At 34.3% G+C, this 17,130-nt stretch carries 15 protein-coding genes; 3 read left to right on the top strand and 12 right to left on the bottom strand.

Annotated elements, in window-relative coordinates; translation table 11 throughout:
* Positions 1–1,101 carry a Fic family protein gene (locus ACQ33O_RS03845; RefSeq protein WP_430994241.1) on the bottom strand — a complete coding sequence of 367 codons (1,101 nt, stop codon included), beginning with the start codon at positions 1,099–1,101 and terminating at the stop codon, positions 1–3.
* 114 nt (positions 1,102–1,215) lie between these two features.
* Positions 1,216–2,265 (bottom strand): hypothetical protein, encoded by a 1,050-nt coding sequence (locus tag ACQ33O_RS03840; protein ID WP_430994240.1) that lies wholly within the window; start codon positions 2,263–2,265, stop codon positions 1,216–1,218.
* A gap of 258 nt (positions 2,266–2,523) precedes the next feature.
* Between ACQ33O_RS03840 and ACQ33O_RS03835 the strand changes: the two genes are divergently transcribed.
* The 3 genes from ACQ33O_RS03835 to ACQ33O_RS03825 are packed head-to-tail and all read left to right on the top strand — an operon-like array spanning position 2,524 to position 8,850.
* Positions 2,524–6,930 (top strand): DEAD/DEAH box helicase, encoded by a 4,407-nt coding sequence (locus ACQ33O_RS03835; RefSeq protein WP_430994239.1) that lies wholly within the window; start codon positions 2,524–2,526, stop codon positions 6,928–6,930.
* A gap of 1 nt (position 6,931) precedes the next feature.
* A complete protein-coding gene (locus ACQ33O_RS03830; RefSeq protein WP_430994238.1) occupies positions 6,932–7,816 on the top strand; it encodes a hypothetical protein in 885 nt (294 codons plus the stop codon).
* Positions 7,817–7,842: 26 nt separating this feature from the next.
* A complete protein-coding gene (locus tag ACQ33O_RS03825; RefSeq protein WP_430994237.1) occupies positions 7,843–8,850 on the top strand; it encodes a GNAT family N-acetyltransferase in 1,008 nt (335 codons plus the stop codon).
* 7 nt (positions 8,851–8,857) lie between these two features.
* On the opposite strand, the gene ACQ33O_RS03820 is transcribed toward ACQ33O_RS03825, so the two are convergent.
* From ACQ33O_RS03820 to ACQ33O_RS03775, 10 genes are all read right to left on the bottom strand, one after another.
* Positions 8,858–10,204, bottom strand: coding sequence for a site-specific integrase (locus ACQ33O_RS03820; protein WP_430994236.1), 1,347 nt, complete (start codon positions 10,202–10,204; stop codon positions 8,858–8,860).
* Between the two features lie 237 nt (positions 10,205–10,441).
* Positions 10,442–12,352 (bottom strand): RagB/SusD family nutrient uptake outer membrane protein, encoded by a 1,911-nt coding sequence (locus ACQ33O_RS03815; protein WP_430994235.1) that lies wholly within the window; start codon positions 12,350–12,352, stop codon positions 10,442–10,444.
* Between the two features lie 297 nt (positions 12,353–12,649).
* Positions 12,650–13,336, bottom strand: a complete 687-nt coding sequence (locus ACQ33O_RS03810) for a DUF4468 domain-containing protein (protein WP_430994234.1) — start codon at positions 13,334–13,336, stop codon at positions 12,650–12,652.
* Between the two features lie 194 nt (positions 13,337–13,530).
* Positions 13,531–14,031 carry a hypothetical protein gene (locus ACQ33O_RS03805; RefSeq protein ID WP_430994233.1) on the bottom strand — a complete coding sequence of 167 codons (501 nt, stop codon included), beginning with the start codon at positions 14,029–14,031 and terminating at the stop codon, positions 13,531–13,533.
* 28 nt (positions 14,032–14,059) lie between these two features.
* Complete coding sequence (locus ACQ33O_RS03800; RefSeq protein ID WP_430994232.1) at positions 14,060–14,425, bottom strand: hypothetical protein; 366 nt, start codon at positions 14,423–14,425, stop codon at positions 14,060–14,062.
* Positions 14,422–14,772 carry a hypothetical protein gene (locus ACQ33O_RS03795; RefSeq protein ID WP_430994231.1) on the bottom strand — a complete coding sequence of 117 codons (351 nt, stop codon included), beginning with the start codon at positions 14,770–14,772 and terminating at the stop codon, positions 14,422–14,424. Before ACQ33O_RS03795 ends, ACQ33O_RS03800 begins: the two co-directional genes overlap by 4 nt.
* Before the next feature lie 11 nt (positions 14,773–14,783).
* Positions 14,784–15,062, bottom strand: a complete 279-nt coding sequence (locus tag ACQ33O_RS03790; RefSeq protein WP_430994230.1) for a YtxH domain-containing protein — start codon at positions 15,060–15,062, stop codon at positions 14,784–14,786.
* A 19-nt stretch (positions 15,063–15,081) separates the two neighbouring features.
* Entirely contained in the window at positions 15,082–15,387 is a 306-nt protein-coding gene (locus tag ACQ33O_RS03785; RefSeq protein WP_430994229.1) for a hypothetical protein, read from the bottom strand.
* A gap of 11 nt (positions 15,388–15,398) precedes the next feature.
* Positions 15,399–15,554 carry a lmo0937 family membrane protein gene (locus tag ACQ33O_RS03780; protein WP_430994228.1) on the bottom strand — a complete coding sequence of 52 codons (156 nt, stop codon included), beginning with the start codon at positions 15,552–15,554 and terminating at the stop codon, positions 15,399–15,401.
* Between the two features lie 207 nt (positions 15,555–15,761).
* Complete coding sequence (locus ACQ33O_RS03775; RefSeq protein WP_430994227.1) at positions 15,762–16,988, bottom strand: ice-binding family protein; 1,227 nt, start codon at positions 16,986–16,988, stop codon at positions 15,762–15,764.
* Between the last annotated feature and the right edge of the window lie 142 nt (positions 16,989–17,130).

The raw sequence follows: 17,130 nt of genomic DNA, 5'->3' as shown, positions 1-17,130 counted from the left end.
TTAACCTGGCAATTTGTAACTTGTACTTCTTCCTCCTCCCTCTTCTTTGATCAATATCCCTTTCTCCATTAAATCCTGAATATCTCTCAGTGCAGTATCCTGAGATGTTTTAGCAATTTTTGCCCATTTAGATGTATTCAGTTTACCATTAAAGCCATCTAATAATTTATTGAGCATTAAAATCTGACGAGGATTTAAAGGGGTAGACGCATACTTATCCCAAAATTTTGCCTTTTGCAAAATAGTTGAGAGATTCTCTGTTGTAGCGTCTATCGCTCTATCTAAACATCCAAGAAACCAATAAATCCACTCCGTTATATCTAATGAGCCTTTTTGTGTACTTTCTAAAATATCATAATATGCATTACGCTCCTTTCTTATTTGGGCACTCATGCTGTAAAAACGCTGAGATGTATTGTCAGTTCTGGCTAATTGCATATCTGCAATAGCTCTGGCGATTCTTCCATTGCCATCACCAAATGGGTGAATAGTAACAAACCATAAATGAGCAATTGCGGCTTTTATTACAGCGTCTATTGTATTGTTATTATTAAACCACTCAAAGAATTGTTTCATTTCATGTTGCAGCAGTTCAGATCCAGGAGCCTCATAATGAATTTTTTCTCTACCCATCGGTCCTGAAACTACTTGCATAGGGTCATTCTTTGTATTATCTCTCCAATTGCCAACAATAATTTTATACATACCACTATAACCAGTAGGAAACAACGATGCATGCCAACCAAATAATCGTTGGTCCGTAAGAGGTAGTAAATAGTTTTGCGTTGCATCCAACATCATTTCTACAACTCCTTCAACATTTCTATCTGCAGGAATCAATCCCGCTATATCCATTCCTAAACGCCTGGCAATAGACGATCTCACTTGATCCACATTCAAAAGCTCTCCTTCTATTTCACTGGATTTTATAACATCAAGAGTTAATGTTTTAAGAGTTGCTTCTGCCTGAAGGGCAAATCCCAAACTTTCCATTCTACCCAATAACTTACCTTGTTTATAGCGAATAGACGCCAATAAATCGGCTATTTTAGCTTGGTCCCAAGTAAATTCCGGCCAGTTATTTAATTGATGGATATACATTATGCGGTGAATTTAGGCATTATTCACCGCATTTTTATCAATATTTTGCGGAGAATAACGCATATAATCTCCGCAAAACACATTATTTGATTGATTATTACATAGTTATTATCTCTAATTTTTAACCTGATTAAGTTTCTCCTTTAAAATCTGTAATGCGATCTTTTTTAAATCCTCATCTGTTTCATAGGCTTTTAAAATTCCAGTAAGAATGCCTAACCTATAGGTAATTTCTTTATTAATTACCCTCCAATTAGTTGGCAGTAAGCAAGCAACAAGTTGCTTTAGAAGCATCTTCGTACTCTCTCGTTCAGTCCTTATTGTAGAATCTAATGTTGTAAAGGTTATTGTTAAATATTTACCTAACGAAGGAGTCCCCAACCGAAATTTCTGATAGCCCAGACTATTAAATAATGTAGAGAGTTTTTGTTCGAGTTGATGTACAGTAAGTATGTTAATATCATTTAATCCAATTTTTTCCTTTTTATCTTTATTTTTTCTTTCCTCCTCAATTATCATAAATACTTCCCCAAGTTTTTGTAAATCTTCCCAGAAAGTATTCTGATTAATAAAATCAGTGCAATATTTTTTCCGGTTATTTTCATCAATCGGATCTTCGTTAATATCGTAATGTTCCGTTGAAATAATACCGCACTGAGGGCAGGTTTCAATGAAAGATATTTTTTCCTTTGTTTTCTTAACTGTTGTTTTAGCGGGTGAATTACAGACACTGCAATGTTTTTCGGTTTTATGAATGTAATATTCATGTCCATCAGGATAAATAAGCTTTCTTTCTTTACAAGATTTTGAGTGGCACACAAAATCAAATAAAATAGGCGGGTTATCATAAATACATATAAACCTTTCAAACCGCATTACTGTCGCACATTTATTGCATTTGATATTTTGAGGGATTGGTGTTGTTTCAATTAAAATATCATCATTTTCATCTTTCCTTATCCATTCTTCAATTGTTTGTTTTTTTCGTCTTGCGTGAAAAACGCCTGTATTGATAAAATCTATGTAAGCAGAAAAATATTCACTACTAATTTTATCCTGGCAACGCTCTTTTTTTGCTTCGATTTCTTTGAGTAATTTAATTGTACTACTGTCGTAACGATCTATATAATAAGCATCCGGCCGTCGATTTTTTTGATGTTGCATAGCTTTTTAGCAAGTTATAAAAAGTAAAAATCTAATTCTTTAATAAAACCCCTTACCCTCTATGGCTAATATTTAGATAACCAAATCGATGTACCATAAAAAAAATCGCCGAATTGATGATTAAATTATTAACTTAAATCTCATTAAACTTAGTAGATCCTATATAGTGACATTGGCAAAGTGTTAATAAAGCACCATATTCAAGACTAAGACAAAATTTTGGGGATCAGGAAAATAGATCATTAATAATGTGAAAATATGCACTTAAAGCAATTTAAGGCTGGCTTTATACTCGATCATCTTCTGGAAACATTTGAAGATGGTTCAGAGCAGCGAAATAATACAGCTAACTTATGTTATTGGCTGTCACATTTTGATGTTCAATCGGAAACAGATTTTTTAACTTCCCCTACAACATATTTACATCATCAAGCCGTATTTGTCAATCTTCTTCAACGAGGGTTACCAACAAGGCTGAATATTAAAGCCCTTGAAATGATGGTAGAAGCTTCTTCCTTAATTCAATGGAACAATACCGAACATTCAATTGGCATAAAATGGGCGCATGGCATTCACCAAAACTTACCGCAAATAATTTATAGATGTCTACATGTAATTGATTCAAGAATTAACCGTAATTCTGGGCGAAATAATTATTTGCATAGTTGGGAAAGATTAGATAGTCAGTTTGAAGAAGATTTTTTTTTCAAATCATTTCCGGACGCAATAGGACAAGGTGGTGAATTCATCATTCAGTTATTAGCTACTCAAAGAAAGATAAGCAATATTATAAATGAGAAGATGCCGCAGCAAACATTACAGGAAAAAGTAAGAAGAAACTTTGAAGAGCAACGAACAGATTTTTCAATTGAATTTCCATATATAAATGAAAATCAGTTATCAGGAATTGTAATTGAAGTAGATGGTTCACAACATAACAACAGTGAGCAGATGTACCTTGATACAGAAAGAGATAAGGCAATTTCATTATCGGGCTGGTACAATGCGGTTCGATTAAAAACTTCAGATTTTAATACCAACAATTTTGAAAGCAAGATTAAGAACTTAGTACTTCCATCATTCAATGTTGATTATATACAGATTTTAAAATACAACTACACAAATTCTTTATTATCTGCAAACGACACAAAAGAAATTCTATCACTTACATTAAGCCCTTTTGCTATTGCTCGTTTTCAACGAATGATTATCGAAGCTTTGGCTCATGGTAAATTATCTGCATTAGCTTCCGAATGGGATATTGCTGTTATAGAAAGAGATATTCCATTTGCCTTCATTGCATTGGAAGATTTAAAAGAAGTAATTAAAAATTATAACAACCTGACGGATGATAGTTTTATATTACCAACTATTAAACTCGATGTATTTAGTAGTTCGGAATTTATCAACTCAACTTTACATTGCTCAAATACAACTAAAGACATAGGGTTGTTTGATACGAAGAAACGGTATGATTTAGTTTTGGATATAGCCATTTTGCAACGTACGATGCCAGCGGCTACGCTAATAACATCTGCGAAGGAAGTATTGACAATTCGCAGTGCTCATTATATAAACAGCAAGCAGAAAACAGCTACTTCTGCATTGGTGAAATACCATGCCTTTGCAAAAAAAACATTGGAAGAAAAATGGCTTATTGATGATAAGCTAAAAACTAACTTGCAGTTTTTTCTTCAATCTATATTCAGAAAGAAGGATTTTAGAGAGGGGCAGCTTCCAATCATTCATACTTCTTTGCAATGTAAAAGTGTTATTGGTTTGTTGCCAACCGGTGGTGGCAAATCTTTGACATATCAATTATCAGCATTACTTCAACCAGGTGTTTGCATTATTATTGATCCTATACGTTCATTGATGAAAGACCAGGTAGATGGGCTTAATAGAAATTTCATTAATAGCTGTGTGTTTATTAATTCAACTCAGCAAGGAGAAGTCAAAAGGAAAGCCATGCGAAAAATGGCAGAGGGTGAAGCTCAGTTTGTTTTTGTTTCACCAGAACGTTTACAAATGGAAGAGTTCAGAAACATGTTGCAAGATATGTTTGGACAGCACATCTATTTTAGTTACTGTGTTGTAGATGAAGCTCATTGTGTGTCAGAGTGGGGGCATGACTTCAGAACTGCATATTTACGTCTTGGTGAAAATGCAATGAGATTTTGTAAAACAGCTAATCTTGATACTCTGCCAATATTTGGTTTAACAGCAACTGCATCTTATGATGTTTTAGCTGATGTACAACGAGAGTTATCTGGTAATGATGAAACAAAAAGATTAGATGAAGATGCAATTGTACGATCTGAATTTACCAAACGAGATGAACTGCAATTTGTAGTAGAGGAAGTTACATTTTCAACTGCCAATATTAATACAATTTGGGATTTGAAAAAGGAGCTTGGCGGTAAAAAGCAGGAAAGAGTTAAAGCACTTTTGGAAGATGTACCAGATAAGCTTTCGCAAATGATGCAAAACCCCTATTCAGTTTTCGATGAAGAAGAATGGGCTTTAGATCAGGAAAAGAAGCAAAGTTCTTTTCAAAACATCTGCATTGACGGTTATAGCCCTAATGAGTTTTATGAAAAGGCTTATGGGGCGTTAGTGTTTTGTCCTCATACAAAAGGAAATTATGGGGTGACAGATAAATACAAAATTGGTAAAGATGGAGCCCCGGTTATTCGAGAAGGTTATTTTGATGTTTTATCTGCCCAGCCTTCAATAAAGGCAGGTTATTTTATGGGTAGCAGTAGTGATGATGACGGAACTGCAAAATTAATTCAGGAAGCATCATTTCAGAACCAAGATGATTTTATCAAAAGTAAATTGAACCTGATGGTCGCAACAAAGGCTTTTGGTATGGGTATAGATAAAGAGAATATACGTTACACCATACATGTTAATTATCCCGGCTCAATTGAAAGCTATGTCCAAGAAGCGGGTAGGGCAGGTAGAGATAGAAAATTAGCCTTATCATACATCCTGTTTAATGACCAATCAACAAAACTTCAAGGGGAAGATATAGATCATGATTTGGAGGTTAATATGTACTTCCATCGAAATTCATTTAAAGGCGTAAGTAAAGAATTAGCAGTCTTAGATGAATTGTTGACTGAGATTTATTTTCCTGATAGAACTTTTGAGATAGAAAATATTATTGTACAGCAACTTGATGTAGAGGTTAAGTGTAACTATTGGGAAAGAGAAAATCTAAAAAGATTATATGTAGGGTTTAGCTTTACAGAAAAGCTGGGGTATTTTGATTTAAACGGATTGTATGGAGTGAATGACAATACGATTGATCCAGAGTTGTCTCAAAAAATATTTCAAATTATTAAAGAACATATAGATGCTCAAACCCTTACTGAGCCGGCCTATTTGTGGATACAAAGGAGTGACAAAAAAATAGGGATTGAAAAACTGATAGAAGCAAAAAGAACCGGAGAGAAATTTAGCGTTACAATAGGTTTTTATAACAATGTAAAAGAACGGGTAAAGACAATTACAAAATGGCTGCAAAAAGTAGTTCATAACAACTTCAATGAAGCTACAGTTCAGAAAATAAAAGCAGGTTGCACTGATGCAGATGCATTTATTGAAGAAGTGGAAAATCATTATTTAAAATTTACAGGCAGTAAACTAAACTTTGAGCAGTTATGTAAACAAAGAGATATTACAAAAGGCAACCCGCCAGGAACAGCTTACAGAATGTTTTTCGATTTGTATAATGGTTACAGGGATAAAATGGACACTGAAAAAGCCATATACAGGCTTTCAACATTGGGTATAATTGATGATTATACAGTAAATTTTTCAGCAAACACATTCACACTATCGGGGGTAAAAAAGACGGATAAACAATACAAGGATTGCTTGAAAGAATATCTTCTAAAATATTATTCAGAAAAATCCACAACTGCAAAACTCAAAGGGCTTAATGCGATTGACGAAGACACGACAATTCGGAAATGCCTTCACTTCTTAGTACGCTTTGTTTATAACGAAATTCAAAAGAAGAGACAATTGGCAATCCATGATATGAAAACAGCTTGCCGCCTCGGATTAGATAGAGGAAGCATAGAACTGAAGAACTTTATTGATCTCTATTTCAACTCGAAATATGCAAGAAGTGGTTATTCTTACACAAATGAGGAAGGAAAAGAAATTAATGCATCATTACCTGACCTAACAAACTATGGAAAGGAAGATGATTTGAAATGGGTATGGCAATTCATAGAGATTGTAGAAGAAGATCCCAAAGCCGGTCAAATTGATAACATTAAGCATTTAAGAGGGGCATGTGCAAGAATGTTAAGCAATCAGCCAGATAGTTACACTTTGCTTTTACTGAATGCTTTTACGCTTTACATGTTGGAGTATAAAAACCCAAGATTTTTGCATGAGGCTGAAGGATTAATGCAGGATGCTTTTTTTAACATAAGTGATAAAGAACCTGGTATAAATGATAAAAAGCTTGAAAAAATATTCGATGATTTTGTGGTAAAATTGAAAGAAAAAAATCTTGAATTAGATCATTACATGGCGAAATACGATTTTGTATTTGACTTCAGTTCAATAATGATCAAACGCTTACTAAAACCAATCAAATTGGCTTCATCTACTTTACGTTCACTAAACCAAATTCTTGACTAATATGGCTAATGCAGTAGTACAACAGATAAATGCCGAAATGGAGGAATTGCAAAAACAGCTTTCTCAATTCAAATCTTCAGTTGAATATCTCAACAATGCCAAATCACAAGTCGGCAAAGCTGTTGAAGCAGTTAATATAGCAGAAGACAATTTTAACCATCGAGTAAAGGAATTAAGAGATACTTATAATTCCTTTATTCAATTATCTGATGCTGTTTGGGCAGTTATTCAAAAGATTGATACTGTCAATTTTCCTGAGCGATTGGATAATATCCAAGCTACGGTCAAAGACACCATCAAGAACCTCAATGAGATAAAAGAAGCCACAATCGCAGAGGTCCAAAAAGCAGCTAATGCAATCACACAGGCAGATTTTGACGGTAGATTTTCAAAACTTCAAAGTGGGATAGATATATCAGTAAAATCAAATCAGGAATTAGCAGACGGAATAAACAAAAAGAAAATTCCTGAAAAAATAGATGAATTTGAGAAGTCAGTCACAAAAAGCATTAGTGAGGGTTATAAAGAAATTGAAAGAAATACAAAGCAAATCGCAGATGATACTGGCAAAGCAATTTTTGATCTCAATTTACCGATCCGCATAGATAAATTAGACGCTAATATCGCTGGGATTTCTGCTGCTATTCAAAATGTGCAAGGCAGATTAGATTTGGTTGAAAGCAATGTGAAAGACAGGCTGAGAGAAGCGGTAGAAAAGCAAGCACAGGCTTTAAATTCTTTTCAGGATAAAATGATAAACTCAATTGAAACCTTTAATAGTGAAAATATTAAAAGGCAGAAAAATCAACAGATAATAAGCATCATTACTATCGCTCTTGTTATTGTATCATTTATCGTTTTGTTTTTTGTGAAGCATTCAAACTAAATAATATATTTATCTAAATAGTCACTATGAACTTTCAGCCATTACAAGAAATAAGTACAGACAAGTTGATTTTGAAAAAGATTTCAGAAGAACATCGTCAATTCATTAGTGATCTTTTTCAAGACCCTGATATTCGTAAGTATTATATTGTTCCGAAAGAAGCACAACAGGATTACAGGCAGCTTGTAAATTATTGGTTCCTTGACATATCAAAAGGTGCTGGTTATGCTTGGGTAATTTATAAGAAAGGCACTGGTTTATTCTCCGGGGATAAACCATGTGGGTTTTTTGCCTTTGAATTTCGTGACAGCCTGAAAAATGCTCGTATTAGTTATGCCTTAGCTCCGAAGTATAGGAAACAAGGGATCATTACAAGTATCGCTGAAATTATCATTGACAAGTTAAAAGAATTAGGTATTCAAACAATAGAGGCAGATATTGATAAGGATAATGTTAATTCAGAGAAGATAATTCAGAAATTAGGTTTTGTAACAGATAAAAGAAGTGCAATGATTGATCCTGAGATGATGAGGGATGGTGATATAAGATTTAGGTATTTATGGCGTAAAGATTTATTCGATTATTCATCATTGGAGTTTTATGTTGTAAGGGAAGATGACTTTTCTAAACTATTTGCTCCGGATACAAATTTTAGAGTTTGGGAAGAGGAAGTATCAGATGGTCCGAGTTTTGGTTTTATGAATAGCTTTAGGAAGCCCACAGGGCGGTATCATTTTTTATTTCAAGGTAATACCACTGAAGCCGTAGTTGGATTGAGTTCAAATACTACAAGTACTTACAATGTTCCTTGGGAGTTAGTAAGAGAAGAAATTGCGGGCACAAAAAGATTTATGGTTTTTACTGGCTGGGGTGATGCTATAAGTGGCGGTAATCAACAATTCGAAGGTCATGAAATAGGAATTAGTTCAAATATTATTTATAATATTATTTTAAACTTAAAAAAACACAACCCTAACCGATTTTCTGATAATACCATTAAAAATATTATTGGACTTGAAAAATTTCAAATCTAAAGCTTTATCATACAACTTTTAAATTGTTCTTTCCTAATCTTTTCATCTCAGCAGTAAACATTTTCGCAGCATTCATTCCATCTATTTTGATATAACGGAGAAAGCTCTTCGTTGTAGAGTGGCCAGTGATTGGCATGATAAACTGGTAACTCATCCCTTTAAGTGCCGAGTTCGTAGCAAAACTGCGTCGAGCCGTATGATTAGTTATCAATTCATATTTTGGAATTGATTTAGAAACCCGAAGTCCATCTTCAGTAGTATTTATTATGACTTCTTTCTTTAATTCTTCAACCATAGCTGCAGCTTCTTTGATATAATCATTGGCTCTTTGATCAGATATTGCTCTCGGAAAATAATCTCCAGTAGAACTTTCATATTTTTTAATTAATCTCTTAACTGTAGAGTTAACAGGAATAGTTACAGGCTTTCCTGTTTTTTTCATTTCAATTTTAATAAACAATTCACCATCTTCTTTAATAATATGTTGTTTGGTCAATCGTTTCAAATCTGAAATACGTAAAGCAGTATGACATCCGATGATAAACATGTCTCTTACTTTTTCAAGCCTCGGACTATCATTTAGGTCCAATCCTTCCAAAGCCTTTATTTCTTGATCAGTTAAATATATTTTGTCTACATCTTCGCGTATAACTTTAAATGATTTGTTACGGAAACTTTGATTTTTGGTAAGTCCTCTTTCAATTGCTTCGCTCATAAAGGTTTTAATATTGGTAAGATGTTTGCCGATTGTATTAATCATCAATGGAGCATTTGTTTCTGGGCTTCTATATACTTTGGCCAGGAAGTATGTAAATTTTTTATGAAACTGGGTACTGATGTCCTCAAACTTTATCTTACCGTAATGATCAACATATGATTTTAATAGCTTTTGTGTTTGTTGGTATGTCCTGATAGTGATTTTAGCTACCGGTGTACCTTTTGCAAGATTTATATACTTCCCTTCTTTTGCATCATTAATAAACACTTCAATAAAATCAAATAATTCAAGCGGTTTATTTGCAGGCTTAACGCTTGTTCCCCTTTTTATTTTTATTAACTCACGAAGCAGGTCAACACTCGGCTCACAGTTAAAATCATTTTTATATTTACGATAACAGTCGAGGATAGTACTTTCAATGGAATCCAATGTTGCATTTAATTCTGCATACTCAGGAAACGATCTCGTTTCCTTTACTCGTTGCGCATTTTTATTCCAGAATTTTACTGGTACAGATAGCTTCTTTTCGTAATAGTATAATTGAGTGTAGTCGTAGCAAAAAATTACTTTGATAGTACTTACTTCTTCTTTTGGTCGCTTCAATACGAAACGTACGCCAGTATTAGTTCTTGCCATATTTCATTGTTTAAATCAAAGATAAAAAATAAAATTGATTTAGGGGCAAGAATAGGGGCAATAAATTATTTAATTTCGCTTTTTCTCATTTTCCTTTATTTTATTAAAGTATTGATTTTACTGATATTTCATAGAAATCAAAAACAGGCAAAAGCAAATAAAACAAAAAAGTTCGAGTGCGGCCCACACCACAAAAAACCTCAACAATATTGTTGAGGTTTTTTTATTTTAAGTTTTTTAATACCCCGGCGTTGGCGGTACATTAGGATTGTTGCTAATTGCCGATGGAGGAACAGGAAATGTATTATGAGCAGCGGGTGTAGCAGTTCCTCCATAAGAACCACCCTTCCATTGCCACAAGTAAGTACCCCCGGCAAATAAATTATATCGAACCAAGTCTGTTCTTCTGTGTCCTTCCCAATATAATTCTCTCAATCTTTCATCTAAGATATAATCGAGTGTCATTGTGCCTAAACTAATATCTGATAATCCGGCCCTTGTTCTGAGGAGATTCACATATGTCAGTGCATTAGCAGAAGAGCCGCCTGTACCACCTCTTAATACCGCTTCGGCATACATTAGGTAAACATCTGCTAATCTGAATAAAGGAAAATCTACATCGGCAAAACTCAGACTTGAGCCATTTGCATTTGCCGATGTTTTATTCTTGAATTTTCCCAATGCATAGCCATTTGAAAAATCCTGCAAGTTTGTAACGTTAATATTTTGACCACTGGTGTATAGTTTATTCCTTTGGTCTGATACCCCTGTAGCCTGCATTTTATTGGATGATTCAGCCCTTGTTCTTAGTCCCCACCATCCGCCATCAATTCCATAATTGGCGGCAACCATTGAGCCACCCACCTGGCCATGAAGTATGAATGAAGTGGCTCCCCAGGTTTTTAAAGTAGTGCCATCAAACCTGATTGGAAATATAATTTCATTTTGTGCACCGTTGGAATGATTGTCTGCAAGAAATAAATTAGCATAAGGCACCACTAATGTATAACCCGGAGTAGCAATAATTTTATTTACTTGTGTGATGCAATCTGTGTAACGATTAACGCCTGTATATTTCACATCGTTTAAATAAAGTTTTGCTAACAGCATCCATGCAGCTGCTTTATCTGCTCTGGAATATTCATTTGTCTTAGCTGCAAGTAACGTTGGTTCAATTGCCAAAAGTTCTGTTTCTATAAAGCCGGCCAAAGTTGTACTGTTTGCATAAGCAGGCAATACTCCCGGTGCATTGTTTTCTGTCATCATTTCAAATCCACCAAACAGATCAAGTGCATAATAATAGGTTAGTGCTCTTAAAAATCTTGCTTCAGCTCTGTACACTGCAACTTTATTTTTAGTTGTTGCATTTTCACCGGCTTCGTTTAGCTTGGCATCTGTTGTTTGACTTAAATAATCGTTAGATGACTTTATTAAAGCACGGAGTACCTGATATGTTTTACTGAAGAAAATATTGCTTGATTGAAAATTAGATTGATTCAAAGGTTGTACGCCGGGATCTCCCCAGGCCAACACAGCCTCATCTGTTGTTATTTCCTGAAGTATCCATAAATTTTTTAATAAGGAGCAATCACCTCCATCATTGTTTTGTACAAAACAGGAATTTTCGCCATCGGGACCTGCTACTGAAAAACGAGCATACAATAGACCCAGCCCCGCTTTATAAGGAGAGTTATCTGTTGAATTATCAAAATAAATATTTCCAATGGTTGTACTGTCTTTTGTTGTGATCCATTTCGGGTAGCCATTGTTTCCTACACCTAAAACCTGTCCCGGCAATCCGCCTGAAAGAGATTGCCATGCAGTACCGGTCCAGTATAATATATCTCCGGGATTTTCGCCTGCAGACATCGCTGTTGCACCTGCATTACCTGCAGGCAGTTTCTGCCATTGAAAGCCATTGTTAAACCAAAACGAGTTGTAAGTACTATCGTATACAACAAGGCCTTTTGTATTCGGAATATTTTTCCTTGCTGTGGAATCCATTCTGGGGATCAGCACCCCTTTAGAATTATCGAAAACATCTAGTTTGGCATTGGCATTAGGGCTACTTGTACCTATCCCGATATTTTGAGCAAAAAGGTTGAGGTTAAGTAAAAACAAAAAGATGAGAAGATAGTTTTTTTTCATACCGCTATTTATTAAATTAAAAAATGGTGGTATTTAATAGGAAGCTAGACTTACCAAGTGTGGGAAATAGGCTTTATCAAGATAAATATAAATATTTGTAATGCAATAAATATTTTTCTATAAATATATATGATCTCCGAAAAAATATACAGAAGCGTTTAAGTCATTATGGAGATATTAAAGAACCAATACAATGAAAGGATCGCAGTGACAGAAAACAAAAAGCCCGAAAATCATATAATAGATCTTCGGGCTTTTACTGTATATTTCTATTCTTGAATTAGTCGTTTTTTAAAATTAGAAATACCAATTCAAATCACTATCGCCTGCTAATTCCTTATTCAAGGATACGACCAAAGCATCTAAATTATTTACTAAGTAAGACCTCGACAATTTCCAATCGTTTTTCATTTTTTCATCTGTATTTAACAATACGATAAATGGAATTTTTACAGCTTTGGTAACGGCAGTTTTTTGATCGATATTATTAGTTACATGAATATTTTTATTTACGTACATATTTCCAATAGTAAAATCAACTTTACCATTCGTAATTTTGATGGTCCACTCAAAATTATAGTTGGTATAATCAAATGCGTTAGTACTGTCTGTTTTCCCCGGCACTTTATAACCTGAATAGAAAAAAGTTCTGCCTGTGATGATACCCGTTGATCTGTCGCTGCTTAAAATTTTATCATAACTATGAAAAAAAGATTTAGCAAACCAGATCAATGACTTGTTGAATAGTCTATCGTTAGATTGCGTTCCTGCATTTATTTCTCTCGAAAAAGTCATAACCGCATTGGATGCTTCCATTTTATTTTCAATCGTTGTATTGGTTATTGTTCCTTCAGCTGTAATCGCTATTAAAGGATCGGCAGGAAAAGTTGCAGCATCTGCTTTTGCATTAAGGGCAAACATATTTTGTGCAAATGAAAACTTAATGATGATGCAAAGTAAGGCGGTAGTTAAAATCTTTCTCATGGTAGTAATTTTTATTTTGAATAAGTTGAGTTTGGAAGAATGTTTTTTGATACTGTAAAGATGAGCAACATACAAACGATAAGTGTTACACAGTTGTCTGTAAGACTTGCAATATTCACATCTTTAAGAATTGTATAAAAAAACCTGCCGTACAAGGCAGGTTTTGAAGAGAGTACAGGGGTACAGTATGTTTATTATAATTTTATTGTTATCCCGAATTTGCCACCGGAAAATGCACTGCCGCCGCCAAGTTCTAGGTTTAGTCCTACTTTATTAGAGAGATAATATCTGCCGCCAACTTGCGCTCCCAATCCTAATCCGGAATTGTGTGTGCCCTCGTATCCTGTCGGTGAAGACCATACATAAAATCCAATATTCAACCCGGCATAAAAATCATATTTGGCAGGTATTTTAAGTGCCCGGTTGAAATGATAATTGCCATTACCCGAAATACCAATAATGTTATGGCGATAATAATTGCTTTTCCAATGCTCACGGTAAGCCCTAAATGACAATTCGCCTCCAAGGGTAATATCTCTCGTAATGCCATGATCGATACCAAGATAGACCGGAACACCCCATTCAGATAATCCTACTCCAATATTAAGTTGGTTTTTGCCAACAGGTAATGAGCCCTGGCCATACGAAATTGTTGCACTTAATAAAATAATAAATGCCGTAATAAAATGTTTCATGATAGTTAGTTTGGTAATATTGTTGGTGCTATTCAGCTGCTTCTGCACTCTCTTTAGTTGTAACAAAATTGTCTGTCTTTTTTGCAACAATATTTGCTATAGAAAATTGTAAGAATGTACCCAACAGTCTTTTAATTGGATTGTGCGATGAGCCTACTAATATTTTTTTTGAAAGATAACCTGTAGCCAATCCTACAGCGTTACTAAGTATATTGTTCTTTAATTCAGGAGAAGTGACTGCATCATGCAAAGAGCTTTTTATCAAATTAGCAGGTTTCATACTTTCGGCTGTACATTTAAATTGTGCTTTAAGTAATTTTAATTCATAGGCCTGTCTGCCTTCAGTTTCGTTGATTGCTTCGTTCAGCAGATCTGCTGCACTTTTTTGTTTCATATTGTCTTCTGCTGCATTTGAATGATGATAGCATTGCTTACCGGTTTCTTGATCAATTGATAACGGAAAATATAAAGTACTACAGTAATAAAAGCATAAGCCCCTGCAATTATTAAAAACCCGTAGTAAGATTTCCCCAACAATTCACCGATCCATAAAGCCAAAGCAATATTGAGGCATATTGCTAATATTGCAACAGCAATAGTAATTACCAATTGTATCGCTAAAGATGAAAACACATCAGCCGATTTGCCGATCGCTTTTAACCTTAATAGTTCTACAGATGTTCGGCCGTAGTTCTCAGCTTTTTCAAAAAGCGTTTCTATTGTTGTTGCATTATCGCTCATAGAATAAAAAATTAAACGTTTGTATTTTTAATTTCAGTTTTTACACCGTCGTATTTTTCTTTGACATTAGTAACCAGATCTCCGGCGCCTTTCTTAATACTTTCATATTTTTCCGAAATAGAATTTAATGCACCATCAAACTTTTCCTTAAGATCATCCACTGTGTCAGATCCCTTTTTAGAAATTTTTCTTCTGGTTTCTGATCCTTTGTCCGGAGCAAATAAGATCCCTAATAATGCTCCTGCAGCTACACCTGCAAGTATGCCTAAAAATACTTTTCCTGTTTTCATACTTATATTTTTTAATTGTTTACACTAATAAGATCAACAGAAGAATGATAATTATAACAGCACCTATTGAAAGGTATACGCCATTACTGGTTGATTTAAGTGAACTGTTGATCGATTGAACTTCTTTTCTCAATACTTTCTTATCGGACGTACTGAGATTTGTTTTATCCATACTGTTAATTTCATACAACCTTAGAAGTAAAACATTGGCTTGAGCCGAATCTGATAAAGGTGTAGTAGGCATTACATTTGAAGCATTTGCCTGAAGCGATAAAATAGTTAACGACAAACATGTCGCTACCAAGAAGAATTTGATTTTTTTCATTATTATTTAATTTAAATTGGTTTATTTCCTTTGATGACTCTGAGAACGATCGCTATGATTGCAATAACTAAAAGTACGTGTATGATACCACCGGCATTAAATCCAATGAAACCGATTGCCCATCCGATAACAAGTATTACTGCAACAACGTAAAGCAAATTTCCCATGATGAATGTTTTATTGATTTGAGTTATTCAGAAATTGATGATCTGAACAACATTACAAAGATGAGCACAATGAAAGCCTTATCTGTTACACAATACTTACATTAAGTTGTATAATTCACACATCTAAAATTCGATGAAAAACAAAAAAGGCTGTTGAAAACAACAGCCCTTATCCTTAACCTAAACACCAAAAACTATTTTTATTTGCTATTTTTTTAGCTTGTTAATTTTAATTATCTGATTGTTATTCTCGTCAACATAGTTTACAAAATAAATTCCCGCTTTTAGGGCTGCTGTATTTACATCAATTCTGTTACCTGACACTATCAATGTTTTTAATTTCCTGCCGGCAATATCTGTAATATGAACGATTGGTTGTTTACCCAATGCTCCTTTAATCATGATCGTCATGTTATTAATAACAGGATTTGGATATACTGATACAATCAGCGAAATATTTGATCTTGTAATTACTTTAACGATAGAAGAATAAGTAAATCTTCCTGAGGCATCTTTTAGTTTTAAACGGTAATAATTCATACCAACAAATGGATGTTTATCAATGAATGCATATGAACGGGATTGGCCATTTGCTGCGATGACATTTATGGCCGTAAAGCTTTTGCCATTGTTACTTCTTTCTAATTCATAGAAATCGCCTCTATTTTCTGTTTCACTGATCCAATCTATTCTATTGCTGCCATCAATATTGCTAACTTTGATATGAGAAACTTTGATAGCAAGTGGTGCTAACGACATTCCGGTTGTGATGAAATTGTTATTTAGAAAAATTGCTCCGTGATGTGCAATTACTCTACCAAAAACAGATGACCCTTCTAATAAATTTATGTTACCCTGAGTTATGATATTGCCCATAAAAACTGCGCTATCCCCTAACTCAAAAGTTCCGTTAACCTGCCAAAACACATTGTCTAAAGAAGCCATGTTGATCAGAACTACATTTGAATATTTTGCTGCAGAGAAATTTCCATCAATTTTGAAAATAAATATAGCGTTCGGATCCCCCTGTCCATCTAAGATCAGGGTTCCATCTAATATTAAATTCGAGCTTAAACAATAAACGCCAGCAACCAAAGTTTGATTGCCGCCTAAAGTTGTATTTAATGTACTATCACAATGTATTGCAGTTAGTGTATCATTTAAAGCATCCATATCTATCTCCACCTGAGTGGGGATTGCTTTTTTTATGTAGACGTCTCCAATGATTTTTCCAGGAGGAAATCCAACGATATTTCCATTATCAAGTCCAACGTCTCCAATAATAATGGTAGAACCGGTGTTATTAATTACACCACCTCCATTAAACAACGCAAAATTTGCGATTGAGCCCAATTGAGGGGTTTGTGCAAAATTCGTTTTCGGCAATAATACCAGCATAACATAAGTGATGATAAAAAGTAATTTTGTTTTCATTTTACAGATTTATATGTAACAGAATTGTTACAGCGTAAAGGTTGTTCACTTTACGTTGATAAGCATTACACAATTAGGGGAAAGTGTTACAATATTATTACTTTGCTTATACGAAAAGGAATGCAAAAAGAAAAGGCTGTTG

It is taken from the genome of Ferruginibacter sp. SUN002, assembly GCF_050611725.1.
In the GTDB taxonomy this organism is placed as follows: Bacteria; Bacteroidota; Bacteroidia; order Chitinophagales; family Chitinophagaceae; genus Ferruginibacter.
The sequence above is the reverse complement of the archived record's forward strand: the minus strand, read 5'-3'. Positions and strand labels throughout refer to the sequence as shown.